21 protein-coding genes and 1 tRNA gene are annotated in these 24,281 nt (G+C 72.8%); 5 read left to right on the top strand and 17 right to left on the bottom strand.

Annotated features, from left to right (window positions below; genetic code table 11):
• Window positions 1-38: 38 nt before the first annotated feature.
• The 8 genes from FM110_RS12720 to FM110_RS12685 all read right to left on the bottom strand — a co-directional run bounded on the left by FM110_RS12720 (window position 39) and on the right by FM110_RS12685 (window position 9,363).
• Window positions 39-986 carry a Ppx/GppA phosphatase family protein gene (locus FM110_RS12720; RefSeq protein ID WP_087105120.1) on the bottom strand — a complete coding sequence of 316 codons (948 nt, stop codon included), beginning with the start codon at window positions 984-986 and terminating at the stop codon, window positions 39-41.
• On the bottom strand, window positions 983-1,528 hold the full coding sequence (locus FM110_RS12715) for a DUF501 domain-containing protein (protein ID WP_087105119.1): 546 nt from the start codon (window positions 1,526-1,528) through the stop codon (window positions 983-985). Before FM110_RS12715 ends, FM110_RS12720 begins: the two co-directional genes overlap by 4 nt.
• Window positions 1,525-2,214, bottom strand: coding sequence for an FtsB family cell division protein (locus FM110_RS12710; RefSeq protein WP_087105118.1), 690 nt, complete (start codon window positions 2,212-2,214; stop codon window positions 1,525-1,527). The genes FM110_RS12715 and FM110_RS12710 overlap by 4 nt, the downstream gene beginning before the upstream one ends.
• Window positions 2,215-2,233: 19 nt before the next feature.
• The gene (eno, locus tag FM110_RS12705) at window positions 2,234-3,514 is read right to left on the bottom strand and encodes a phosphopyruvate hydratase (RefSeq protein ID WP_087105117.1); all 1,281 of its coding nucleotides are present in this window, start codon (window positions 3,512-3,514) and stop codon (window positions 2,234-2,236) included.
• Between the two features lie 66 nt (window positions 3,515-3,580).
• On the bottom strand, window positions 3,581-4,384 hold the full coding sequence (locus FM110_RS12700) for a MazG nucleotide pyrophosphohydrolase domain-containing protein (protein ID WP_234992461.1): 804 nt from the start codon (window positions 4,382-4,384) through the stop codon (window positions 3,581-3,583).
• The gene (gene mfd / locus FM110_RS12695; protein ID WP_087105116.1) at window positions 4,381-7,971 is read right to left on the bottom strand and encodes a transcription-repair coupling factor; all 3,591 of its coding nucleotides are present in this window, start codon (window positions 7,969-7,971) and stop codon (window positions 4,381-4,383) included. The genes FM110_RS12700 and mfd overlap by 4 nt, the downstream gene beginning before the upstream one ends.
• Complete coding sequence (pth, locus tag FM110_RS12690) at window positions 7,968-8,564, bottom strand: aminoacyl-tRNA hydrolase (protein WP_087105115.1); 597 nt, start codon at window positions 8,562-8,564, stop codon at window positions 7,968-7,970. The genes mfd and pth overlap by 4 nt, the downstream gene beginning before the upstream one ends.
• 151 nt (window positions 8,565-8,715) lie before the next feature.
• The gene (locus FM110_RS12685; protein ID WP_087105114.1) at window positions 8,716-9,363 is read right to left on the bottom strand and encodes a 50S ribosomal protein L25/general stress protein Ctc; all 648 of its coding nucleotides are present in this window, start codon (window positions 9,361-9,363) and stop codon (window positions 8,716-8,718) included.
• A 732-nt stretch (window positions 9,364-10,095) separates the two neighbouring features.
• Here FM110_RS12685 and FM110_RS14340 point away from each other — a divergent pair.
• The gene (locus FM110_RS14340; protein ID WP_200810249.1) at window positions 10,096-10,365 is read left to right on the top strand and encodes a hypothetical protein; all 270 of its coding nucleotides are present in this window, start codon (window positions 10,096-10,098) and stop codon (window positions 10,363-10,365) included.
• A gap of 102 nt (window positions 10,366-10,467) precedes the next feature.
• Here FM110_RS14340 and FM110_RS12675 read toward each other — a convergent pair whose 3' ends face one another.
• From FM110_RS12675 to FM110_RS12665, 3 genes are all read right to left on the bottom strand, one after another.
• On the bottom strand, window positions 10,468-11,448 hold the full coding sequence (locus FM110_RS12675) for a ribose-phosphate diphosphokinase (protein WP_087105113.1): 981 nt from the start codon (window positions 11,446-11,448) through the stop codon (window positions 10,468-10,470).
• The gene (gene glmU, locus FM110_RS12670) at window positions 11,445-12,941 is read right to left on the bottom strand and encodes a bifunctional UDP-N-acetylglucosamine diphosphorylase/glucosamine-1-phosphate N-acetyltransferase GlmU (RefSeq protein WP_087105112.1); all 1,497 of its coding nucleotides are present in this window, start codon (window positions 12,939-12,941) and stop codon (window positions 11,445-11,447) included. Before glmU ends, FM110_RS12675 begins: the two co-directional genes overlap by 4 nt.
• Before the next feature lie 41 nt (window positions 12,942-12,982).
• A tRNA-Gln gene (locus FM110_RS12665) sits at window positions 12,983-13,054 on the bottom strand.
• A gap of 102 nt (window positions 13,055-13,156) precedes the next feature.
• Between FM110_RS12665 and FM110_RS12660 the strand changes: the two genes are divergently transcribed.
• From FM110_RS12660 to FM110_RS12650, 3 genes are all read left to right on the top strand, one after another.
• Window positions 13,157-13,795 carry a TetR/AcrR family transcriptional regulator gene (locus FM110_RS12660; RefSeq protein ID WP_234992460.1) on the top strand — a complete coding sequence of 213 codons (639 nt, stop codon included), beginning with the start codon at window positions 13,157-13,159 and terminating at the stop codon, window positions 13,793-13,795.
• 108 nt (window positions 13,796-13,903) lie between these two features.
• On the top strand, window positions 13,904-14,560 hold the full coding sequence (locus FM110_RS12655; protein ID WP_087105110.1) for a MarR family winged helix-turn-helix transcriptional regulator: 657 nt from the start codon (window positions 13,904-13,906) through the stop codon (window positions 14,558-14,560).
• A 3-nt stretch (window positions 14,561-14,563) separates the two neighbouring features.
• A complete protein-coding gene (locus tag FM110_RS12650; RefSeq protein WP_087105109.1) occupies window positions 14,564-16,387 on the top strand; it encodes an ABC-F family ATP-binding cassette domain-containing protein in 1,824 nt (607 codons plus the stop codon).
• A gap of 10 nt (window positions 16,388-16,397) precedes the next feature.
• Here the strand turns inward: FM110_RS12650 and FM110_RS12645 are convergent, their stop codons facing one another.
• From FM110_RS12645 to FM110_RS12620, 6 genes are all read right to left on the bottom strand, one after another.
• Window positions 16,398-17,261, bottom strand: coding sequence for a PRD domain-containing protein (locus tag FM110_RS12645; RefSeq protein ID WP_087105108.1), 864 nt, complete (start codon window positions 17,259-17,261; stop codon window positions 16,398-16,400).
• Window positions 17,262-17,512: 251 nt separating this feature from the next.
• On the bottom strand, window positions 17,513-19,630 hold the full coding sequence (locus FM110_RS12640) for a glucose PTS transporter subunit IIA (RefSeq protein WP_087105107.1): 2,118 nt from the start codon (window positions 19,628-19,630) through the stop codon (window positions 17,513-17,515).
• Between the two features lie 295 nt (window positions 19,631-19,925).
• On the bottom strand, window positions 19,926-20,936 hold the full coding sequence (locus FM110_RS12635) for a Gfo/Idh/MocA family protein (protein ID WP_087105106.1): 1,011 nt from the start codon (window positions 20,934-20,936) through the stop codon (window positions 19,926-19,928).
• Window positions 20,937-21,884 carry a 4-(cytidine 5'-diphospho)-2-C-methyl-D-erythritol kinase gene (locus FM110_RS12630; RefSeq protein ID WP_087105105.1) on the bottom strand — a complete coding sequence of 316 codons (948 nt, stop codon included), beginning with the start codon at window positions 21,882-21,884 and terminating at the stop codon, window positions 20,937-20,939.
• Window positions 21,881-22,801: a 16S rRNA (adenine(1518)-N(6)/adenine(1519)-N(6))-dimethyltransferase RsmA gene (gene rsmA, locus FM110_RS12625; RefSeq protein WP_087105130.1), complete on the bottom strand. Its 921-nt coding sequence runs from the start codon at window positions 22,799-22,801 to the stop codon at window positions 21,881-21,883. The genes FM110_RS12630 and rsmA overlap by 4 nt, the downstream gene beginning before the upstream one ends.
• Window positions 22,798-23,778 carry a TatD family hydrolase gene (locus FM110_RS12620; protein ID WP_087105104.1) on the bottom strand — a complete coding sequence of 327 codons (981 nt, stop codon included), beginning with the start codon at window positions 23,776-23,778 and terminating at the stop codon, window positions 22,798-22,800. The genes rsmA and FM110_RS12620 overlap by 4 nt, the downstream gene beginning before the upstream one ends.
• Before the next feature lie 316 nt (window positions 23,779-24,094).
• Between FM110_RS12620 and rpmF the strand changes: the two genes are divergently transcribed.
• Window positions 24,095-24,265 carry a 50S ribosomal protein L32 gene (gene rpmF / locus FM110_RS12615; protein WP_087105103.1) on the top strand — a complete coding sequence of 57 codons (171 nt, stop codon included), beginning with the start codon at window positions 24,095-24,097 and terminating at the stop codon, window positions 24,263-24,265.
• Window positions 24,266-24,281 lie beyond the last annotated feature (16 nt).

Here is a 24,281-nt window from a genome sequence, read left to right as displayed (position 1 = left end):
GCAGACCAGGGTCCGGAGGCTGTGAGAGGCGTCTCTGTTCAGGAATCGCGCAGCACGGACAGGGCGATGCCGTCGAGGATGTCGTGCTCGCTCGTGCGGCTCGTCACCACGCCCGCCCGCTCCTGGACGCGGTGCAGGATCCGCGCCCAGATCAGTGCGCCCGCGCCGATCACGTCGATCCGACCGGGATGGATGATCGAGGCGCGCGAGCGCTCCTCGCGGGAGGCGCGCAGCACCCGCTCGCAGGCCTCGAGGAAGCGCTCGGCGGGGATCTCGGCACCGTGCGTCACGTCGGCCCGGTACTCCGTCAGGCCCATCACCAGCGCGGTCATCGTCGTCACCGTGCCCGCGACGCCCACCAGCGTCGTGACGGCGTCGAGCGGGACGTGCTCCTCGGCGCGGTCCAGGTGCGCGTCGACGTCCGCGATCGCGGCGTCGATCTCGTCCTGCGTCGGGGGGTCCGAGAGCAGGTGGCGTTCCGTCATGCGCACGGATCCCATGTCGAGGGAGATGCGGTGCTCGGGGCGCTCGACGCCGAGTACGAGCTCGGTCGATCCGCCGCCGATGTCGACGACCAGCCGCGGCCCCGGTGCGAGGTCCTCGAGCGTGGTGACCGCGCCGGCGAAGGAGAGCTCGGCCTCGACGTCGCCCGAGACGACCTCCGGCTCGACGCCGAGGATGCCGCGGATGCCGTCGATGAAGTCGGCGCGATTGGAGGCGTCGCGCGTTGCGCTGGTCGCGACGAAGCGCAGGCGCTCGGCGCCGTGGCGCTCGATGAGCGTGCGATAGCGGCGGGCGGCGTCGAGGGTGCGCTCAACGGCTGCGGGATCGAAGCGGCCGGTGCGGTCGACGCCGTAGCCCAGGCGCACGATCTCCATGTGCCGCTCGAGGTCGATGAGGCGGCCGCTGCCGTCCTCCGCCTCGCGGGCGATGAGCAGGCGGATCGAGTTGGTGCCGCAGTCGATCGCGGCGACCGGCGCGCTCACGCCTCCTCCCCCGCGGCCGCTCCGGTCTCGCAGCGGCAGACGTCGATCGACGCCGTCTCGGCGAGCTCCGCCAGGACGGCGTCGCCGACCGGGTTCGCGCCCTGCCCCTCCGCGAGGGACTGCCCGATGATCGCGTGCAGGCACTTCACGCGGGTCGGCATCCCGCCCGCGCTGACGTCCGCGACCTCCTCGGCCCGGCCGATCTCGTCGCGACGTGCGATGTACAGCCGGTGCGCCGCGGCGTAGGCGGCGGCGAGCTCCTCGTCCTCGGCCAGGCGCGCCGTCCAGGCGGCGAGGTCTCCGCGGGCCTCGAGGCGGGAGGCGGCCGCGACCATCGACGGCAGCGTGAGGTACAGGCTGGTCGGGAACGGGGTGCCGTCCTCGAGGCGGGGCGCCGTGCGCACGACCGCGGGTGCACCGCAGGCGCAGCGGCGGGCGATGGAGACCACCCCGCGCATGTCGCGGCCGAGCTGGCCGCGCATCGCCTCGAGGTCCTGCGCCGTGGCCGGCGACTCGTACGGGAGGGGAGGCAGTGCGTTCACGCGGCGGGATCCTGATCGGTCGGTGCGGTCTCCCCGAGGGCGTCCGGGGAGGGGGACGGCGAGGCGGAGCCGTCGCCGCCGGGGGTCTGGGAGTCGGGGATGTCCTCGGGGCGCAGTCGGCTCGAGCCCTCGACGCTCGTCCACAGGGAGTCGTACCAGTCCTCCTCGACGGCGGGGGCCTGCTCCTGCTGCGCCTCCGTGGCGGGGACGTCCTTGCCGGAGGAGTCGGTGAGCCGGTACTGGGTCTCCCCGGGCATCGCGAACAGCAGGCGCTCGCGGGCCTGGGAGGCCACGAAGGTGGGATCGTCCCAGCGGGCCACCTCGGCCTCGAGATCCTTCACGTCCTGGCGCTGCTGGGCCACCTGCTGCTCGGCGGCGGCGAGCTGCTGGCGCTGGGTCACGTAGCGGTTGACCGTCGGGACCAGGGTCGCGAGAGCCACCACCACCAGAGCGATCAGCACGAGGGCCCGGCGGGTGATCCCCCAGACGGGGGCCTGCTCCTCCGGCGGCACGGCGGCGGCCGTGCGCCGCTGCCGCGCCGCGCCCGCGGGCCGGGAGGCCGCGGCCGTGCGCTCAGGGCGCGAGGTGCGCGCGGAGGGCTTGCGGGAGCCGCCGCTCGCATGCCCCGAGGACGACGAGACCGGGCGTCCCGCTCGTCGCGGGGCGCCCGGTCGTCGTGCTGTCATGCCTCAGAGGCTACAGGCCTCAGGCTGAGAAGCGGGGGAAGGCGGCGGCGCCCGCGTAGACGGCGGCGTCGCCCAGCTCCTCCTCGATGCGGATCAGCTGGTTGTACTTGTTGACGCGCTCGCCGCGGGCGGGGGCGCCGGACTTGATCTGGCCGCAGCCGACGGCGACGGCGAGATCGGCGATCGTCGTGTCCTCGGTCTCACCGGAGCGGTGGGACATCATGCAGCGGTAGCCGCTGCGGTGGGCCAGGTCGACGGCGTCGAAGGTCTCCGAGAGGGAGCCGATCTGGTTGACCTTGACCAGCAGCGCGTTGGCGGCGCCGGTCTCGATGCCCTTGGCGAGGCGGACGGGGTTGGTGACGAACAGGTCGTCGCCGACGACCTGGACCTTGTCGCCCAGGCGGTCGGTGAAGGCCTTCCAGCCCTCCCAGTCCTCCTCGTCCAGCGGGTCCTCGATGGACACCAGCGGGTAGTCGGCGACGAGGCCGGCGTAGTAGTCGATCATTTCGTCGGAGGACTTCTTGCCGCCCTCGAAGGAGTAGGCGCCGTCCTCGAAGAACTCCGAGGCCGCGACGTCGAGCGCGAGCGCGACGTCCTTGCCCGGGGCGTAGCCGGCCTTGGTGATGGCCTCGAGGATGAGGTCGAGGGCCGCGCGGTTGGAGTCCAGGTTGGGGGCGAAGCCGCCCTCGTCGCCCAGCCCCGTGGACAGGCCGCGGTCCTTGAGCACGGACTTCAGCGCGTGGTACACCTCGGCGCCCATGCGGACGGCCTCGACGAACGACTCGGCGCCGATCGGCGCGATCATGAACTCCTGGATGTCGACGTTGGAGTCGGCATGCGAGCCGCCGTTGAGGATGTTCATCATCGGCACGGGCAGCAGGTGGACGTTCGGGCCGCCCAGGTACTGGTACAGCGGGACGTCGGCCGACAGCGCGGCGGCCTTGGCGACGGCGAGGGACACGCCGAGGATCGCGTTGGCGCCGAGGGTGCCCTTGTTGTCGGTGCCGTCGAGGTCGATCATCGCGCGGTCGATCGCGCGCAGCTCGCGGACGTCCATGTTCACGACCTTGGGCTCGATGTCCTCGATCACGGCGGCGACGGCCTGCTGGACGCCCTTGCCGAGGTAGCGGCCCTTGTCGCCGTCGCGGCGCTCGACGGCCTCGAAGGCGCCGGTCGACGCGCCCGAGGGGACCTCGGCGCGGGCGGTGGTCTCGTCGTCGAGGAGGATCTCGACCTCGACGGTGGGGTTGCCGCGCGAATCGAGGATCTCGCGGGCGTACAGGGCGTCGATGACTGCCATGGGCGTTCTCTCCTTCTGAAGAGGGTTTCGGGTCTCGCCGGTCGGCATTGACCGCCTGCGAGCAGTCTACGGGGCCGGGGCGGGACCAACAGCGCCCGATGGGCCCGGATCGGAGGGATCGGCGTCCCGATCGGGCTGCGGATCGAAAGGGCCACCGGGCTCCGGCGGCTCCGCCGCGCGCAGCAGGAGCGTGCGCAGCGCGGACTCGGGATCGATGTCCTCCGCCTCGGCGGCGACGACGAGATCCAGCAGCGCCCGGGCGTGGCGCCCGCCCTCGATGCCGTCCGTCTCGCCGTCGGCGGCCGCGAGCAGCGCGTCGAGCCGGCCCTGGGACCGCGCCCGGTGGACGGCCATGGCGGCGGTCTGCAGCGCCGGCAGCCGGCGCGGGATCCCGTCGGTGAGCGCGGTGCGGCCGGTGCCCTCGCCCTTCTGCGCCGCCTCGGCGGCCTTGACCCGCTGCCACTGGGCGATGATCGCGTCGACGTCGGCGGGGTCCTCGAGCGCCTGCTCGGCGTCGGCGGCGAACACGTGCGGGTTGCGGCGCAGCATCTTCTCGCAGAACGCGCGCGCGACGTCGGCGATGCCCCAGGCGGGATCGGACTCCTCCCCCAGCCGGGCGTGGAACAGGATCTGGAACCACAGGTCGCCGAGCTCGTCGATCAGCTCGGAGGCCGGGGCGCGGCGCTCGATCGCCTCGATGACCTCGTGGCTCTCCTCGAGGAGGTACCGGGCCAGGGACGCATGGGTCTGCTGGGCGCTCCAGGCGTCGCCGCCGGGCGAGCGCAGCGCGTCCATGATCCGGAGCGAGCGCGCCAGCTCCGCGAGCGCGTCCTCGTGCCCTGCAGGCGGGACGCGGTCCTCGGCGCTCATGCCGTGGCCGCCCGCGCGGGGCCCTGCAGGTCCTCGAGGACCTTCCGCGCCCAGGCGAGCAGCTCGTGGTCGCGCAGCTCGGCGCCGCCGATGCGGGCGGTGGTCGGGCGCGGCACGAGCACCTGGCGCAGGGTCGGCTTGAACATCGTGCCGGGGTACAGGCGCTGCATCCGCAGGGCCGCGGAGTCCGCCGGCTCGATGTGGGCGAAGCGGATCATCTTCCCCTGCGTCTGCACCTCGTCGATGCCGGCGGCGCGGCAGTCCAGGCGGAAGCGCGCGACGTCCAGCAGCACCTCGACGGGCGCCGGGGGCGTGCCGTAGCGGTCCTCGAGCTCGGCCCGCACGGCCTCGATCGTCTCGAGGGTGTCGGCCGCGGACAACTTGGCGTAGGCCTCCAGCCGCAGGCGCTCGGACGCGATGTAGTCGTGGGGCACGTGCGCATCCAGCGGCAGCTCGACCCGGATGTCGCTCGTGGGGGCCTGCGACTCCCCCTTGTACGCGGAGACGGCCTCCCCGACCATGCGCACGTACAGGTCGAAGCCGACGCCGGCGATATGCCCGGACTGCTCGCCGCCCAGCAGGTTCCCGGCGCCGCGGATCTCGAGGTCCTTCATCGCGACCTGCATGCCCGCCCCGAGATCGGTGTGCGCCGCGAGCGTCGTGAGGCGGTCATGCGCCGTCTCGGTCAGCGGCTTGTCGGCGCGGTAGAGGAAGTACGCGTAGGCGCGCTCGCTCGAGCGGCCCACGCGCCCGCGCAGCTGGTGGAGCTGGGACAGGCCGAAGCGGTCGGCGTTCTCGACGATCAGGGTGTTGGCGTTGGAGATGTCCAGCCCGGTCTCGACGATCGTGGTGCACACGAGCACGTCGAAGCGCTTCTCCCAGAAGTCGACGATGACGCGCTCGAGCTGGGTCTCGTTCATCTTCCCGTGCGCGACCTCGACGCGGGCGTCCGGGACCAGGTCCCGGATCCGCTGGGCGGTCCGATCGATGTCCTCGACCCGGTTGTGGATGAAGAACACCTGGCCCTCGCGCAGGAGCTCGCGCCGGATCGCCGCGGCGATCTGCTTGTCGTCCTCCGCGCCGACGTAGGTGAGCACCGGGTGGCGCTCCTCGGGCGGCGTCTGCAGCGTCGACATCTCCCGGATGCCGGTGACGGCCATCTCGAGGGTGCGCGGGATCGGCGTGGCCGACATCGACAGCACGTCGACGTCGGTGCGCAGCGCCTTGAGCGTCTCCTTGTGCTCGACGCCGAAGCGCTGCTCCTCGTCGACGATGATGAGCCCGAGGTCCTTGAAGCGCACCTGGCCCGTGAGCAGGCGGTGGGTGCCGATGACGACGTCGACGCTGCCGTCCCGCAGTCCCCCGATCGTCCGCTCCGAGTCCGCGGCGCTCTGGAAGCGCGAGAGGCCGCGGACGGTCACGGGGAATCCCGTGAAGCGCTCGGTGAAGGTGTCCAGGTGCTGCTGGGACAGGAGCGTGGTGGGCGCGAGCACGGCCACCTGCTTGCCGTCCTGGACCGCCTTGAAGGCCGCGCGGACGGCGATCTCCGTCTTCCCGTAGCCGACGTCGCCGCAGATCAGGCGGTCCATCGGCACCGGCTTCTCCATATCGGCCTTGACCTCGTCGATGGTGGTCAGCTGATCGGGGGTCTCGACGAACTCGAAGGAGTCCTCGAGCTCGCGCTGCCACGGCGTGTCCGGGGAGAACGCGAAGCCCGGGGCGTTCTGGCGCGCCGAGTACAGGCGCACGAGCTCGCCGGCGATCTCGCGGATGGCCTTGCGGGCGCGGGACTTGGTCTTGGCCCAGTCCGAGCCGCCCATCCGGTTGACGGCCGGGTCCTCGCCGCCGACGTACTTGGTGACCTGGTCGAGCTGGTCGCTGGGCACGTACAGGCGATCGCCGGGCTGCCCCTTCTTCGAGGGCGCGTACTCGATGACGAGGTACTCGCGGGTGGCGCGCTTGGCGCCCGCGCCGACCGTGCGGCTGGTCATCTCGACAAACCGGCCCACGCCGTGGTGCTCGTGGACGACGTGGTCGCCGGGGCGGAGCTGGAGCGGGTCGACGACGTTGCGGCGACGGGAGGGGATGCGCCGCTCGCCGCTGCGCCGGGCACCGGACTTGCCGGTCAGATCGCGCTCGGAGACGACGAGGATCCGCGAGGCCTCGTCGACGAAGCCCTCGAGGAAGGGGCCGACCGTCACGAGGGTCTCGCCGGGGACGAGATCGGCGGTGAGCTCGACCTCGGCGCGAGCCGGCACGCCCGCCTCCTGGAGGTTCTCGGCGATGTGCCGCGCCCCGCCCGGGCCGCTCATCGTCACGACGGCGCGCCAGCCCTCGGCGCGGCGGCGCCCCAGATCGCGGGCGGCGTCGGTGGAGCGGCCGCCGTAGCCGGGGTGGGCGACGGCGCCGGCCGTCACGTCCGTGCCCTCCTCGAGGCCGAAGGGCGACAGAGAGACCCAGCGATCGCCGCGGCCGCGCGCGTGCTCGCGCACCTCCGTGAGCGGCACGAAGCTCGCCGCTCCGACGTCGATGGGCAGGCCGCCGCCCGCGGCGGCGCTCGACCACGCGGCCGCGAGGAACTCGTCGGTCGTCGCGACGAGCTCCTCGGCGCGCGAGCGCACGCGCTCGGGGTCGAGCACGAGCACCGCGGCCCCGCGAGGCAGGGTGTCGACCACCTGCTCCATCGCCTCGACGAGCACGGGGCTGAGGGACTCCATGCCGTCGACCGCGATGCCGTCGGCGATCCGCAGCAGCATGTCGCGGACCCCGGGGAGCTCCTCGGCGCGGGCGCGGGCGCGCTCGCGGACGGCGGCGGTCAGGAGGATCTCCCGGCAGGGCGGCGCGTCCAGCCCGTGCTCGACGACCTCGAGGGAGCGCTGGTCGGCGACGGAGAAGTAGCGCACCTCGTCGACCTCGTCGCCGAACAGCTCGACGCGCACGGGGTGGGGCTCGGTGGGCGGGAAGACGTCGAGGATGCCGCCGCGGACGGCGAACTCGCCGCGCCGCTCGACCATGTCGACGCGCACGTAGGCGGCATCGACCAGGCGCTCCGCGAGGGAGTCGAGGGGGTGCTCCTCCCCCACGCGGGCCCGCACGGGCTCGAGATCGCCGAGCCCGGTGGCGACCGGCTGCAGGAGGCTGCGCACCGGCAGGACGAGCACGCGCACCTCGGCGCCGTCCTCGGGGTGCGCGATACGGCGCAGCGTCGCCAGGCGTCGCGCGACGGTGTCCGCGCGCGGGGACAGGCGCTCATGCGGGAGCGTCTCCCAGGCGGGCAGCTGCGCGACGTGCTCGTCCCCGACGAGGGCGGCGAGCGCGGCGACCGCGTCCTCCGCGGCCCGGGTGGTGGCCGTCAGGACGACGAGGGGACGCTCGGCCCGTGCTGAGCGGGCGAGGTCAGCGACGATGAACGGGTGCAGCCCGGACGGGGCGACGACGCCGGGGTCGTCTCCCGCCGCGGCGTCGGCCAGGAGCGACCGGACGGCCGTGAGATCGGGCCCGGCCGCGACCGCGTCGAGGAGGGGGGCGAGCGGCGGGCGGCGCACGGCGGCGGAGGCGCTCGGGGTGCTCGATGCCGCGGCGGTCATCGGACCTCCCGACCGTGGAAGCGCTGCTGCGCGGCCTCGAGCCCCTCGAGGATCAGCATCTCGGCGGCCTCGGCGGCGTCCTCGACGAGGATCGGCAGCACCTTCCGCTCGGTCGCCGAGAAGGAGGAGAGGACATGGTCGGCGGTGTCGCCGCGCCCGGTGGGGCGCCCGACGCCGACGCGGACGCGCAGGTAGTCCTTGGTGCCGAGCGCCTTGGTGACGTCGCGCAGGCCGTTGTGGCCGCCCTCGCCGCCGCCCCGCTTCAGACGGATCGCGTCGAAGGGCAGGTCGACATCGTCGTGGACCACCACGACGTCCTCGGGCGCGATCGAGTAGAAGTCCGCGAGGGCCCGGGTCGGTCCCCCGGACTCGTTCATGTAGCAGGTGGTCCGCGCGAGGATCGTGCGCACGCCCTTCCCCGGCGCACCGAGGTAGCCCTCGATGACCTGCGCCTTGCCGCGACGCGCCGCCTTGAACGCCGATCCCGTCTGCGCGGCGATGGCATCGAGCACCATCTGCCCGATGTTGTGGCGGGTGCTCGCGTACTCGGGGCCGGGGTTGCCCAGTCCGATCAGCAGGCGGGTGGCGCTCATGGATCGATGCTCCTGCTCGTGCTCGACGGCACCGCCTGCTGACGGCACCGCTGGAGAACGCTACCGGGGCGCCGCGCTGCGCGCGACGCCCCGGAGCGGCGATGGTGATCGGACGATCACGGAAACGGGTCCCGCGACCGTCCGGGGAGGGTCACTCCTCGGAGGCGGACTCCTCCGCGCCCTCGGACTCCTCGGCGGAGTCGGCACCGGCCTCGGCGCCCCCGGCCTCGACCTCCTCGATCGCGGCCTCGAGCTCCTCGTCCACGCGGGGAACCTGGACGGCGACCACGAGGGTCTCGGCGTCGGTGACCAGCTCGGCGCCCTCGGGCAGGACGACGTCGCCGGCGAACAGCTGGAAGCCGTCCTCCTTGCCCTCGAGGTCGATCTCGATCTGCTCGGGGACGTTCATGGCGTCCGCGGAGAGCGTGAGGGTGTTGACGTCGAGCACGGCGATCGCCGGGGAGACGACCTCGCCGGTGAGCGTCACGGGGATGTCGACCTCGACCTTCTCGCCGCGGCGGACCGCGATGAGGTCGAGGTGGGTGATGGTGCGGCGCAGCGGGTGGCGCTGCAGATCCTTGATGAGGACGGTGTGCGCGGTGCCGTCGGGAAGGGCCAGCTCGAGCAGCGCGTTGGAGTTGCGGGCCGCCAGAGCGGTCTCGTGGCCGGGCAGCACGAGATGGACGGGGTCCATGCCGTGGCCGTAGACGACGGCGGGGATCTTGTGCTCGGCGCGGATGCGGCGGGCGGCGCCCTTGCCGAACTCCTCGCGGGGCTGGACGTTGAGCTTCTCGGCCATGAGGGCCTCCTGGGTATCGAGCGGGCGGCGGGATCCTCGCACCGCGGTCCCGTCGGCCTGCCGGTCGGCATCGCCCCTGGGGCGTCCCCGGACCGGCGCTGCTCGCGCTCGTCCCGCACCGCGTCGATCACGGGACGCGGCACATGCCGGTCCCCTCGCCGAAGTGACTGCCCGAGGCTAGCACGGGGGACGTCCGTCGCACCCGGGCCACCGGATGTGACCTTGGCCTCCGCCGAGCCTCTGCGCGACCGCTCCGCCGTGCGTGCCGTCCGGCCGTGCGCCCTTCGCCCCCATACCAGTATTCCGCCCCCTGATCAGCGGTGATGGGACCGTGGTCCTGCCCGGCTAGGCGGCGCGGGCCCGTAGGGTGATGACTCCGGAGTACCCCCCTCCGGGTATCACCCCGCTCCTTACGAAAGGCCGTTCCCCACGGCTTCCGGCTCCGCACTCCCCACGACGTCCTCGACCGCGGACCTCCGCGAACGGCCCGCCGCCGATGACGTCCGCTCCGGTCTCGGGCGCTCGCTGCTCGGGGTCGTCCGGATCCTCGTCGGTTTCGAGTTCCTCTGGGCGTTCTTCGACAAGCTGATCGGCCTCGGCTTCTCCACCCCCGCCGAGCGCTCCTGGCTCAACGGCGGCGCCCCGACCGCCGGTTACCTCGGCGGCGTCGTCGATCCGGCGACGGGCAATCCCTTCGCCGGCTTCTTCCGCTTCTGGCTCGAGCTGGGTCCCGTGACCGACTGGCTGTTCATGCTCGGCCTGCTGGGCGTCGGCCTCACCGTCACCTTCGGCTTCCTGCATCGCTTCGGGGCGCTCGCGGGCGCGGCGATGATGCTGCTGATGTGGCTGGCATCCTTCCCGATCGCCCCGAACCCGTTCGTCGACTACCACCTCGTCGACCTGTTCCTGCTGCTGGCCCTCGCCGCGATCGGGGCCGATCGCTTCCTCGGGCTCGGCGGGCTGTGGCGGCGCCTGGTGCGCGGCAACCCCGTCCTCATCTGACCTCCGCGCCCGCCACCACGGCGAAGGGTCCGTCACCCCCGGCGGGGAGACGGACCCTTCGTCGTGAGTCTCTGCGGTCGTGAGGATCTGCGGCGGGGTCTCTCAGACCTCGCCGTCGAAGAGGCTCGTGACCGAGCCGTCGTCGAAGACCGCGCGGATGGCGCGGGCGATGAGGGGTGCGATCGACAGCTGGGTGAGCTGCTCGAACTCCTTCTCCGGCGGGACCGGGAGGGTGTTGGTGCAGATCACCTCGGCCACGCCGCTCGTGCGCAGGCGCTCGGTGGCGGGGTCCGAGAGGATCGGGTGGGTGGTCGCGACGACCACCTTGGTGGCGCCGTGGCTGTGGAGCGCCTCGACGGCCTGGACGATGGTCCCCGCGGTGTCGATCATGTCGTCGACGAGGATGCAGGTCTTGCCGCTGACCTCGCCGATCACGCGCTTGGCGACGGCCTGGTTGGGACGCTTGGGGTCGCGGGACTTGTGCACGAAGGCCAGGCCGATGCCGCCCAGGCGCTTGGCCCACTGCTCGGCCACGCGGATGCGGCCGGCGTCCGGGGACACCACGACGATGTCCTCCTGGCCGTACTTGCCCTCGACGTACTTCGAGAGGATCGGCAGGGCCATCAGGTGGTCGACGGGGCGGTCGAAGTAGCCCTGGACCTGGGGCGCGTGCAGATCCACCGAGATCATGCGGTCGATGCCGGCGGTCTGGTAGAGGTCGGCGACCAGACGGGCCGAGATCGGCTCGCGGCCGCGGTGCTTCTTGTCCTGGCGGGCGTAGGGGAAGGACGGGGCGATCGCCGTGATGCGCTTGGTCGACGCGCGCTTGAGCGCGTCGATCATGATCAGGTGCTCCATCAACCAGGTGTTGATGGAGGCGGGGTGGGACTGGAGGACGAAGGCGTCGGAGCCGCGGACCGACTCCCCGTAGCGCACGTAGATCTCGCCGTTGGCGAAGTCCCACGCGTCCATCGGGAGCACCTCGACGCCGAGCTCCTCGGAGACCTCCTGCGCCAGCACGGGGTGCGCGCGCCCTGAGGCCAGGACCAGCCGCTTCTCACCCGTCGTGACGATTCCGCTCATCGTGTCTCCTGCTCCCCGTGCGTGGTGTCCATCTCCGATGCGTCGGTCGCGTCGCCGGAGGCGGCACGCTCGAGGGCCTCGCGGGCCGCCTCGGCGGCGGCCGTGCCCTCGCGTCGGCGCTGGGTCCATCCTTCCACGTTCCGCTGGCCGCTCGCGTTCACGGCGAGCGCACCAGGCGGGACGTCCTTGCGGACCACGGTGCCCGCGCCCGTGGCGGCGCCGTCGCCGATCTCGACGGGCGCGACGAGGACGCTGTCCGAGCCGACGCGCACGTGGCGGCCGACCTTCGTGCGGTGCTTGTTCACGCCGTCGTAGTTGGCGAAGATCGTCGCCGCGCCGATGTTCGTGCCCTCGCCGATCTCGGCGTCGCCCACGTACGAGAGATGCGGCACCTTCGCGCCGTCGCCGATCTGCGCGTTCTTCGTCTCGCAGAAGCCGCCGATCTTGCCGCGGGCGCCGAGGACGGTGCCCGGGCGCAGGTAGGTGTACGGGCCGACGGTCGCCTCCTCCCCGATCTCGGCGAGCAGCGCCTGGGTGCGCACCACGTGGGCGCCGCGGCCGACGACCGTGTCGCGCAGGGTGGAGTCGGGGCCGATCACGGCCTCCCCGGCGATGTCGGTGGCGCCCTGCAGCTGGACGCCGGGCTCGATGACGGCGTCCTGGCCGATCGTGACGTCGGCGTCGATCCAGGTGGTGTCGGGATCGATGATCGTGACGCCCGCGCGCATGTGGCGCTCGTTGATGCGGCGGCGCATCTCGGCGCCGAGCTGGGCGAGCTGGACGCGGTCGTTGGCGCCCTCGACGAGGACGGGGTCATCCGTGACGAGCGCGCGCACGGATCCGCCGTCCTCGCGGGCGATGGCCAGCACGTCGGTGAGGTACATCTCCCCCTGCGCGTTGTCGGTGCCGATGCGGGAGAGGGCGGAGCGCAGCACGGCGAGGTCGAAGGCGTAGATGCCGGAGTTGACCTCGTCGATCGCGCGCTGGGCCTCGTCGGCGTCCTTGTGCTCGACGATGCCGAGCACCTGCTCGCCCGCCTCGTCGCGCAGGATGCGGCCGTAGCCCGTGGGATCGGGGATGCGCGCGGTCAACACGGTGACGGCGCTGTGCGTGCCCTCGTGCTCGGCGACGAGGCGCTCGAGGGTGGCCGCATCCAGCAGCGGGACGTCGCCGTAGGTGACGACCACGGTGCCGGTCTCGGCGTCTACCTGCTCGAGGCCGCACTGGACGGCGCGGCCGGTGCCGGGGATCTCGTCCTGGTCGGCGACGCGGACGAACGCGGCGTGCTCGGCGAGGTGCTCGACGACCTGATCGCGCTCATGGCGGACCACCACGACGAGGCGCTCCGGGTCGAGCCCGGCGGCCGCGGTGACGGCGTGCATCAGGAGGGAGCGGCCGCAGATCGGGTGCAGGACCTTGGGGACCGCGGACTTCATGCGGGTCCCCGCTCCGGCGGCGAGGACGACGATTGCCTGGGGGGCGTGGGAGTTCACGCAGGTTCTCCTTGCTCGGGGTGGGGCCCAGGGCGACGGCGTTCCGCCATCAGGACTCGAACCTGAAACTTCAGAACCAAAATCTGAGGTGTTGCCGATTACACCATGGCGGATCCGCCCTAGCGGGCGCACCGGGATCCTACCGGCCGTGCGCCGGTCGCCGGTGCGACGTCGTCGGCAGCGGGCAGCAGGACGGGCTGTGGAAGACTGCGCCCATGGGGGAGCCGAGACGGGCCCGGGAGCGGGCGGCGCGGATGACCGGTCGCGAGCGGCGCGAGCAGCTGGTCGCGGTCGGGCGGCGGCTGTTCGCGGAGAAGGGCTTCGAGGCCACGAGCGTCGAGGAGATCGCCGCGCGCGCCAAGGTGTCCAAGCCGATCGTCTACGAGCACTTCGGCGGCAAGGAGGGGCTGTACGCCGTGGTCGTGGATCGCGAGACGTCCACCCTGCTGGGCGCGCTCGAGGCCTCCCTCGACGATCCGCGCCAGCATCCCCGGATCCTCATGGAGCGCGCGGCGCTCGCCTTCCTCACGTACATCGACGACCACGAGGACGGCTTCCGGATCCTCGTGCGCGACTCCCCCACCGCGGCCGGCTCCGGCACCTACTCGTCGCTGCTGGGGGATGTCGCCGCGAAGGTAGAGGCGATCTTGGCGGCGCAGCTGCGGATGCGCAAGTACACGACGAAGGACGCCTCCGGGTACGCGCGGATGCTCGTCGGGATGGTCGCCTACACCGGCCAGTGGTGGCTGGAGACCCGCACTCCCTCGCGCGAGGAGATGGCCGCCCGCATGGTCAACCTCTCCTGGTACGGGCTGGGGGCGCTCGAGAAGAGCCCGCGCCTGCAGCAGCACTGAGACTTGAGACAGCACTGAGACCCGGGCCAGCACGGACCGCGGACGATGGCGCGCGGCAGCCGCCGACGGCCGTCGGCGGCCGGAGGGCGCCTCGGTAGACTGGCCGTCATGCCCGCACCCGACACCGGCCCCGCCGCGACCGGCACCGATCTCGATGACAGCACAGGTCTCGACGATGGCCCTGAGCTCGAGACCAGCACTGAGCTCGAGACCAGCGCTGATCTCGACACCAGCACTGATCTCGACACCAGCACTGATGAGGTCGATCGCATCATCGCGGGCTGGGCCGCGGCACGGCCCGATCTCGACACCTCCCCCATGGCGGTGCTCTCCCGCGTCTCGCGCCTGGCCCGTCATCTGGAGTCCGCCCGCCGCGCGGCCTTCGCGTCCTCGGGCCTGGAGTCCTGGGAGTTCGACGTCCTCTCGGCGCTGCGTCGCGCCGACGGCGAGGGGCTCTCGGCCACCGCGCTCATGCACCAGACGCTCGTGACGAGCGGGACGATGACCACGCGCATCGACAAGATGGCCGCCCGCGGCCTCGTCACGCGCACCCGGGACCCGCGGGACGGGCGCGCCGTCCGCATCGCGCTCGAGCCCGCCGGGGCCGCGGCGGTCGATGAGGCGATGGAGCATCTGCTCGCCTCCGAGCACGAGCTGCTCGCCGCCCTCGATCCCGCCGGAGCCGAGGCCCTCGCCGCCACCCTGCGCTCCCTGCTGCTCCCCTTCGAGTCCTCACCGACCCCGACCCCCGCCGAGGCTTCCTGACCCATGGCTCATCTGCTGGGCGCCCAGGCGCTCCATCTCGCCCTGCCCGATCGCGTCCTGCTGGATGCCGTGACCCTCGGGATCGAGGACGGCGACCGCATCGGCGTCGTCGGCCGCAACGGCGATGGCAAGTCCACCCTCCTGTCCCTCCTCGCGGGGCGCCGCGAGCCCGACTCCGGGCGGGTCACCGTGCGCTCGGGCGTGCGGATCGGGGTGCTCGACCAGCAGGACGACGCGACGCCAGGCACGACGGTGCGCGAGCGCGTCGTCGGCACCGGCCCCGAGCACGAGTGGGCCGCGGACCCGCGGATCCGCGACGTGATGGGTGGCCTGCTCGGGGACATCGACCTCGATGCGGACCTCTCCGTGCTCTCCGGCGGACAGGTCCGCCGCGTGCACCTGGCCGAGCTGCTCGTGGGCGACCACGACGTGCTGCTGCTGGACGAGCCCACCAACCACCTGGACGTCGAGGGCATCGCGTGGCTGGCCGAGCACCTGCGCTCCCACTGGAGCCCCCGCAGCGGCGGGCTGGTGGTCATCACCCACGACCGCTGGTTCCTGGACGCCGTCTGCACCCGCATGTGGGAGGTGCACGACGGTGTGGTCGATCCCTTCGAGGGCGGGTACGCCGCCTATGTGCTCCAGCGCGTCGAGCGCGACCGTCAGGCGCAGGCCGCGGAGGCCAAGCGCCAGAACCTCATGCGCAAGGAGCTCGCCTGGCTGCGCCGCGGGGCTCCCGCCCGGACCTCCAAGCCCAAGTTCCGCATCGACGCCGCGAACGAGCTGATCGCCGACGAGCCGTCGGTGCGCGACACCGTCGAGCTGACGCGCCTGGCCACCTCCCGTCTGGGCCGAGACGTGATCGACCTCGAGGACGTCTCCGCCGGCTATGACGGCGCGGACGTGCTGCGCGATGTCACGCTGCACGTCGGCCCTGCTGACCGCATCGGGATCCTCGGGCCCAACGGCGCCGGCAAGTCCACCCTGCTGGCGCTCATCACCGGCGACCTGGTCGCGCGCACCGGGCGCGTGCGCCGCGGCAAGACCGTCACCGTCCGTCAGGTGTCCCAGCGGATGACCGGGCTCGCGGATCATTTCGACGAGCGCGTCAGCGAGGTCGTGGGCCGGTACCGGACCACGTTCCGCGCGGGGAGCAGAGCGGGCAGCGACGAGGTCTCCCCCGGGCAGCTGCTCGAGCGCCTCGGCTTCACGAGCGCGCACCAGAAGGTGCTCGCCGGACGGCTCTCGGGCGGCCAGCAGCGCAGGCTGGACCTGCTGCTCACGCTCCTGGAGGAGCCCAACGTCCTGGTCCTCGACGAGCCCACCAACGACATGGACACCGACATGCTCGCGGCGATGGAGGACCTCCTGGACACCTGGCCGGGTCCGCTCATCGTGGTCTCCCACGACCGCTACCTGCTCGAGCGCGTGACGGACCTGCAGTACGCCGTGCTGGACGGCACCGTCCGCCACCTGCCCGGCGGCGTCGAGCAGTATCTGGCGCTGCGGGCCGCGCAGGAGGACGCGGCGTCGGCGGCCTCGTCCTCGGCGCCGTCGTCGCCCGTGCCCGCCGGCGGGGCGGACGCGGCGCCCGGCCTGTCCGGGCGCGAGCTGCGGGAGGCCCAGAAGGAGCTGTCGGCCCTCGAGCGGCGCATGGGGAAGCTGGAGTCCGAGATCGCCGCGGCCCGTGCGGGCCTCGGCGACATCGACCCGGGCGACTACACGCGCATGGCCGAGGAGATGACGGCGATCTCCGCGCGCGAGGAGGAGCTCACGGGCGTCGAGGAGTCGTGGATGGAGCTGTCGGAGCGCCTCGAGGGAGTGTGATCCGCGGGCGTCAGGCGCCCCCTCCCCCTGCGCTCTGCTCGCCCTCCATCGTCATGCGCGCGACGTGCAGGGCCAGGTAGGAGACCTCGTCGGCCGTCAGATGCGAGTCCAGGCGCAGCTCGATGATCGTCGCGAGCTGCTCAGCGGCGCGGGTCGCCTCGGGGTAGTTGCGGCGGATGGCCTGGCCGATCGCGGAATCCTGCTCGTCGAGCTGGCGGTGGGAGTGGACGCGCACGAACAGGTAGCGCACGTGGGTGATGAAGCGCGCGGCGCTCATCGAGGTGGAGTCCACGTCGATGCCGAAGCGCTCGGAGACGACGGCGAGGAGCTGCTGGATCACGCCGGTCATCGTGTAGGTGAACGACAGGTCCCCGGAGGCGAAGCCGGCGTTGACCAGGTGCAGGGCCAGGGCCGTGGCCTCGTGCTCGGCCAGCGGCGGGTCGAGGCGCTGGTTGATCTCGGCGAGCAGGTGCACGGCGCGCGCGTACTCGTCGGCGTACAGGGTCTGCACCTCGGCGCGCACCGGGTACTCGAGGCTCTGGCCGCGGCGGGCGCGCTCGAGGGCCGCCTCGATGTGGTCGGCCACGGCGATCGCGAGGGTGGGGCGGGTGGTCGCGCGGCCCTCGACGCCGGAGACGTCCAGGGCGATGACCACGGCCCGCAGGACCTCCTCGTCGATCGCGGCGAGCAGCTCGGCGAGGTGGTCGGGGTCGCGGCCGTCGGCGGGGACGAACTCGCGCACGATGCGGGCGGGGTCGATCTCCTGGCCCGGGGCGGCGCGGAAGCCGAGGCCGCGTCCGGTGAGGATGACCTCCTGCCCGCTCGCGTCGCGCGAGAGGACGATGTTGTTGTTGATGACCCGCAGCACCTTCACGCGACTCGTCCTCCTCGTCTCGGCCGCCAGGGTTCGGCGATCGGTCCATCGTCCCGCATCATCGCGGGATCGGATGCATCGGCCCGCGTCCTCGTGAGCACGGATGCACGTGCGCGCCGCCGCCCGGGCGCGTCCTCGCGCCGCGGCCTGTGCATGGTGACCGGTGCACGGCGGCCGGTGCACGGCGGCCCGGTCCGCCGTCGACGTGCGACGGTGGACCGGGCCTGGTCCTGCAGGGGCTCCGGAGAGCCTCAGCGGCGGACGACGACCACGGTCTCGCCCGCGGCGACGTCGCTGCCCGTGAGCGGCTCGACCGCGGCGAACTGCGCCGTGTTGGTGACCGTCATCAGGATGACGGTCGCGTACCCGGCCTCGCGGACGGCGTCGAGGTCGACGGTCGCCAGCAGGTCGCCGACCGAGACGCGCTGCCCCGGCTGGACCGCGACGTCGAAGCCGCGGCCGTTCATCTGGACGGTGTCGATGCCGATGTGGATGAGCACCTCGACACCGTCGTCGGTGCGGATCCCGAACGCGTGACCGGTGCCGGCCACGGAGATGAGCTCACCGGCGACGGGAGCGACGACGCGGCCGTTCGCGGGCTCGATGCCCACGCCCTCGCCGAGCGCCTTCGAGGAGAACACCGGGTCGGAGACGTCCTCGAGGGCGACGACGCGACCGGCGACCGGCGCCTGGATCTCGATGTCGCCCGCGGGGACGGGGGTCGAGGCGGCGGCGTGCGTCGCACTGGCCTCGGGGGCCAGGACCGACGCCGCACCCCTGCCGGCCGCGCCGGCGCCGACCGCGGTGGCGCCGACGGTCGCGCGCTCGGCGGGAGCGGAGACGATGCCGCGGGCGGCGGCCTCCTCCGCGTCACGACGGGCGTTGGCCTCGGCACGCTCCTCCTTGGACAGGTAGTCCGAGAAGTACACGGCCAGCAGGGCCACGACGAAGGCGACGGTGATCGAGATGATGTACGTGATCATCGGGTCGAAGACCGGGATGGTCAGCAGCGAGGTGAACGCGAAGGCGCTCGTGTTCACGCCGCCGAGCAGGCCGATGGTGACGCCGCCGACGAGGCAGCCGGCGAGCATGCGCGGGTAGATGCGCTTGAAGCGCAGGTGGATGCCGTAGAGCGAGGGCTCGGAGATGCCGCCGAGCAGGCCCGCGGCGAGCGCGCCCGTCGCGGTCTGGCGCATCTCCTTCTCGCGGTGGCGCAGCGACAGCAGCAGAACGCCGGCGGTCGCGCCGAAGCAGGCGAAGTTCCACGTGCCCATCGGGCCCTGGATGAAGTCGTAGCCCAGGGAGTTGATGTTGGCGAGCATGAGCGCGTTGAGCGGCCAGTGCAGGCCCAGTGGCACCAGGAACGGGTAGAGCAGTGGGATGAGGATCGCGAAGACGATCGGGGCGTGGCCGTTGAGCCAGGCCAGGCCCACGCCGATGCCCGAGCCCAGCCACACGCCGAGCGGGCCGATGACGAAGGCGGTGACCGGGATCATCACGAGCATCGACAGGAACGGCACGAAGACGAGCTGCACGTTCTCGGGGAAGATCTTCTGCAGGCCGCGGTAGAGCAGCGCGAGCAGCGGGACCATCAGCAGCGGCACGAACACCTGGCCGCTGTAGTCGTTGAGCTGCATCGGCAGGCCGAAGACGTGGGCGACGGCGCTCGTGGTGCCGAGGGTGTCGTTGGTGACGTACTCGACCCCGGGGATCTTGTTCTCCGGCTTGAGCATGCCGGCGAAGTCCGGGGTCATGAGGGCGGCCATGATCGCCGCTCCGAGCCAGCCGTCGACGTTGAGCTTCTTCGCCGCGTTGTAGGCGACCATGATCGGCAGGAAGTGGAGCACGGAGCGCCACATGGCGTCGACGAAGACCCAGGTCGCGGGCTTGACCTCGGCGTGGAAGTCGATGACCCCGAAGGCGTCGAGCATCGAGGCGATCGCGATGATCAGCGAGGCTCCCAGCAGCACGCCCAGCAGCGGGCGGAACGAGTCCGAGAGGTACTCGAAGAAGTTGTCGATGAAGGAGAAGCGGCCCTTGCCCTTGGCGCGGATCTCGGCCTTGATCTCCGCGTCGGTCTTGGCGCGGGGCGTGCCGCCGTCGGCCATCGAGGGGAGGTTCATGATCGAGGAGAACACGCTCGCGACGGCGCCGCCGATGACGACCTGGAAGCGGTCGCCGCTCTGGGGGACGGTGCCCATGACGCCGCTCAGGGCGTCGAGGAACGAGCGGTCGACCTTGTCGCCGTCGTGGAGCTGGAAGCGCAGTCGGGTCGCGCAGTGGGTGAGGCTCTCGATGTTCTCGGGGCCGCCGACGCCGCGGACGATGTCCTCGGCGAGGCTCCCGGAGCCGGGAGGTGTGGTGGTCATGATGCGCCTTCGCAGGGGAGATGACAGTGATCCGAGGGATCGGGGACCGAGCCGACGCCGTCGGGCGCTCCGGGGTCCTGTCGGCTCCCGGGCATGAAAGAAGACCCGGGACGGTGCGCGGGAGCGCGGTCCCAGGTCTTGCCTCATGCGAGTAACAACCCTGTACGAGCGAAGAGCTCGTCGAGAACCATAGCATCGGCGGAGCCCGCGATCGGGACGGAGGTCCCGGAGCCCGGGCCGGCCCTCATCCGCCGGCCTCCATCCGTCGGCCCTCATCCGCCGGGCCCGCGTGCCGTCAGGAGGCGGCGGCCCCTTCGCTGTAGGCGCGTTCCATCACCGCGACGGCGTCCCGCGAGATCCGCGCGAAGGGGTGCTCGACGGCTCCGTCGGCGACCACGCGCGCGAAGTCCGCGAGCTCGTGGACCATCGACTGCGCGACCGATCGCGGGGCCTGGTCCAGGAGCGTCTCGCGGGTGCCGTCGCGCCGCTCGATCTCGATCCGGCCGGGCTCGGAGACGGAGTCGATGCGCAGCGTCGCGTCCTCCCCCTCGATCGTGGACCCGGTGGTGGTGGCGCTGACCTTGGAGTAGCGGCACAGCACGGACAGCGTCGGGTAGGTCAGCAGGACGGCGCCCGAGGCGTCGAAGCCGGATTCCAGGCTCTGGGACGTCGAGACGCTGCGCTCCGGGGCCCCGAACAGCTGCACGGCCGGCAGCACCGTGTAGATCCCGATGTCCGAGAGGGCGCTGTGTCCGAAGGCGGGGTCGAAGGCGCGGCGGTGCTCGCCGGCGCGGACGGCGTCGTAGCGGCTCGAGTACTGGCACATCTCGAAACGCGCGTGCCAGATGCGCCCGAGGGCCGGCAGGGCCTCGGCGATGAGGGCCCAGGCCGGGTCGTGGACGGCCCGCGCGGCCTCCATCAGCACCAGCCCCTGCTCGCGGGCGCGATCGTGCATGCGGTCGAAGGAGGCGAGCGAGAGGGCCAGCGGCTTCTCGCATAGCACGTGCTTGCCCGCGTCGAGGGCCTCGAGCACATCGGCCTCATGGCACGTGGTGGGCGAGGCGATGTAGACGGCGTCGACCTCCGGGTCCGCGAGGACGGCCGCGCGGTCGCAGCGGGCGGCCATCGTCGTCCCGAGGCTCGCGGCCTCCGCGGCGAAGGCGTCCGCCGTCTCCTGGGCGCGCGAGAGGACGACGGTCGGCGCGATCTGCGGGACGTGCCCGGCGGCCTCGACGAAGCTCCGGGCGATCGCGGAGGTCCCGAGGACGGCGATCCGGACAGGAGCGGCGGCAGGTGCGACGGGCATTCAGCTCTCCTCGAGGATGCGGGCGCCGGGCATGCCGCCCGTGGTGCAGTGGGTCTCGCGCACCAGCCCGGAGGCCTGCACCACGCCCGCGAGCTCGGCGGCGTGCTCGGCGTCGCGGGCCAGGACCGCGATCGTCGGTCCCGAGCCGGAGACGATCGCCCCGCAGGCCCCGGCGCCCTCGGCGAGCGCGATGACGGGCTCGAGACCCGGGTGCAGGGTGAAGGCGGGGCCCTGCAGGTCGTTGTGGAGGGTCTGGCCGAGCAGCTCGACGTCCCCGCAGCGCAGCGCCTGGAGCTGGTCCGCATCGGGCTCGGGGACCTGCCGCACATCGCGCCCGTGCTCGAGCACGAGCTGGTCGAAGCGCCGGTAGACCTCGGGCGTGGACAGCTGTCCGCCCGGCACGGCGAGCACCCAGTGCCACTGGCCCTCGGCGAGCACGCTCGAGAGGTCGCCGCCGTTGCCGCGGCCGAGCGCCGTGCGCCCCAGCATCGCGAAGGGGACGTCCGCCCCGAGCTCGCCGCCCAGGCGCCGCAGCTCCTCCGGCGGGATGCCGAGCCCCCACAGGCGGTTCAGCGCCACGAGGGTCGCGGCGGCGTCGGCGGAGCCTCCGCCCATGCCGCCGGCGACCGGGACGCGCTTGTCGATGCTGATCGCCGCGCCCTCGGACACGCCGCCGCGGGCGCGCAGCAGCTCGGCCGCGCGCAGGGCCAGGTTCCCGCCGTCCAGCGGGACGTCGCCCTCGACGTGCGAGTCGAGCGACAGATGCAGGCCGACGGCGCGCTCGACCGTGATCGTCTCGACGAGACCGACGGCGTGGAAGACGGTCGCGAGCTGGTGGTAGCCGCGGCCGTCGACGCCGCCGACCCCGAGCGAGAGGTTGATCTTGCCGGGGGCGCTGACGACGACGCGCTCGAGGGGCGCGGCCGGGGGCGTCCCGGGGCCGGTCATGCCGGGGCTCCCTGCGCGGCACGGGCGATCGCGAGGAAGTCGGCGACCTCGAGGGTCTCGCCGCGGCGAGTCGGGTCGATGTCCGCGCTGCGCAGGATCTCCTCGGCGCGCGCGGCGCCGCCCGCCCAGGCCGCCAGAGCGGGGCGCAGCATCTTGCGGCGCTGGGCGAAGGCCGCATCGATCACCGCGAACGTCGCCTCGCGCTCGGCGTCCGTGCCCAGCGGCTCCTCGCGCCGGGTGACCTGCACCAGGGAGGAGTCGACGTTGGGGACCGGCCAGAACACCTGGCGCGAGACCGTGCCGGTGCGCTCGGCCCGCCCGTACCAAGCGGTCTTCACGCTCGGGGCTCCGTAGACGCGGGAGCCGGGCGCGGCGACGAGCCGGTCGACGACCTCCGCCTGGACCATGACGAAGGCGGTGCGCAGCCCGGGGAAGCGCCCCAGGAGGGTCAGCAGGATGGGGGTGGCGACGTTGTAGGGCAGGTTCGCGACGAAGCGGTCGGGCGCGCCGCCCGGCAGCGACGGGAGCTCGGTGATCGCGAGGGCGTCGGCGTGGACGAGCGCGAAGCGGTCCTCGGGGATCCCGCGGGCCCGCAGGGTCAGCGGGAGCATCTGCGCGAGCGCCCGGTCGAGCTCGACCGCGGCCACCGAGGCGCCCGCCTCGAGGAGGCCGAGCGTGAGGGAGCCCAGGCCGGGGCCGACCTCGAGCACGCGATCGCCCTGGCCGATGCCGGCGCGCTCGACGATCGCGCGCACCGTGTTGGGGTCCGTGAGGAAGTTCTGCCCGCGATGCTTGGAGGGGTGCACGCCCCCGGCCTCGGCGAGCTCGCGGATGTCGCGGCCGCTCAGGAGCATCGTAGGGGCGTCGGCGGTATCCGGTGCCGGGCGGGGCTCGTCCGCGCTCGTGCTCGCGCTCATGCCGCCGGCCACCCGTACACCTCGCGCGTGGTCGCACGGACCGCGCGGCACGCGGCCTCCAGCTCCGTGCCGGTGGACTCGGCGATCTGGGCCATCGTGAGCGGGATCAGATAGGAGGAATTGGGGCGGCCCCGGTAGGGGGCAGGCGTGAGGAACGGCGCATCGGTCTCGACCATGACGCGCCCGATCCCGACCTCGGCGAGCGCGGCGCGCAGGTTCTCCGCGTTCTTGAACGTCGCCGTGCCGGCGAAGGAGAGGTAGAAGCCGCGGTCCACGCAGGCGCGCGCGAACTCCGCGTCCCCGGAGAAGCAGTGCAGGACGGTGCGCTCGGGGGCGCCGTCGGCATCGAGCACCTCCAGGACGTCGCGGTGGGCGTCGCGGTCGTGGATCTGCAGCGGCAGGCCCGTCTCCTTGGCCAGCGCGATGTGCGCGCGGAAGGCGTCGAGCTGGGCGGTGCGCGCCCGCTCGTCCTTGCGGGAGGTGCGGAACCAGTCGAGCCCCGTCTCTCCCACCACGACCATGCCGGGGCCGCGGACGAGGCGGTCGATCTCGGCGATCGCCTCGTCGAGCGGGATCATCTCCCGCCCCTCGTGGTCGGTGCCGCGGGCGTGCAGGGCCGCCTCGTTGGGATGGACGGCGACGCCGCCGCGCAGGCGCGGCTCACGGGCCAGCAGATCGGCGGTCCAGTGCGCGGCCTCGCGGTCCGAGCCGATCGTGATCATCGCGTCGACGCCGACGGCGCGGGCGCGCTCGATGTGCTCGTCGACGTCGAGGTGCTCATCGCCGTCGGCGAAGTCGAGGTGGCAGTGGTTGTCGATGACGGGGAACGGGAGCGGATCGGGGGCCGGCGGCCACGAGCGGTCTCGCCGCGGGCGCCCGGCATCCGCGGCGGAGCGCTCGTGGACGGGTCGCGGGGCGGCAGCGGCGTCGCGGTCGACGCCGGGGCCGCTGTCGTGCGGGGCGGTCTGACCGGGCATGGCACCATCGTAGGAGCCCCGCGCGTCCGATCCGTCACCGCGTCCGCGACCTCCACCGCACCTCCCCGTTCCGCGGCCCTCGTCCACAGCTCGGCTCGGCGGCTCGTCGGAGCGGCAACCACGGGGGCGGTGGCAGAGGTCACCCCGCCCCGCGGGGACGCCGTGCCCGCGCCTGTGGTTGAATGGTTCCTCGTTGCGCGTCGTTCCGCGCGCCGTCGCACGTCCGGGCACCCGGTCGTCAAGGCCGCTGGCGGGACCGAGCGTCACCCCTCAGTTTCGCCGTCCGTCCCGGACAGTCCACTCAAGGAGCGTTCCCATGGCAGTGCCCAAGTTCAAGATGTCCCGGGCCCGCACCCGTTCGCGCCGCGCCAACTGGAAGGCCGAGAACGCCGACCTGGTGCAGGTGACCGTGCGCGGCCGCACCGCGTCGGTCCCGCGCCGCCTGGCCAAGGCGTACCAGCGCGGCCTGCTGCAGATCGAGGACTGAGCTCCTCTCCCCTGTT

The sequence above is a fragment of the Brachybacterium nesterenkovii genome (assembly GCF_900163655.1).
Lineage (GTDB): Bacteria > Actinomycetota > Actinomycetes > Actinomycetales > Dermabacteraceae > Brachybacterium > Brachybacterium nesterenkovii.
Note: the sequence above shows the minus strand (reverse complement) of the source record. Positions and strands in the feature narration are given on the sequence as shown.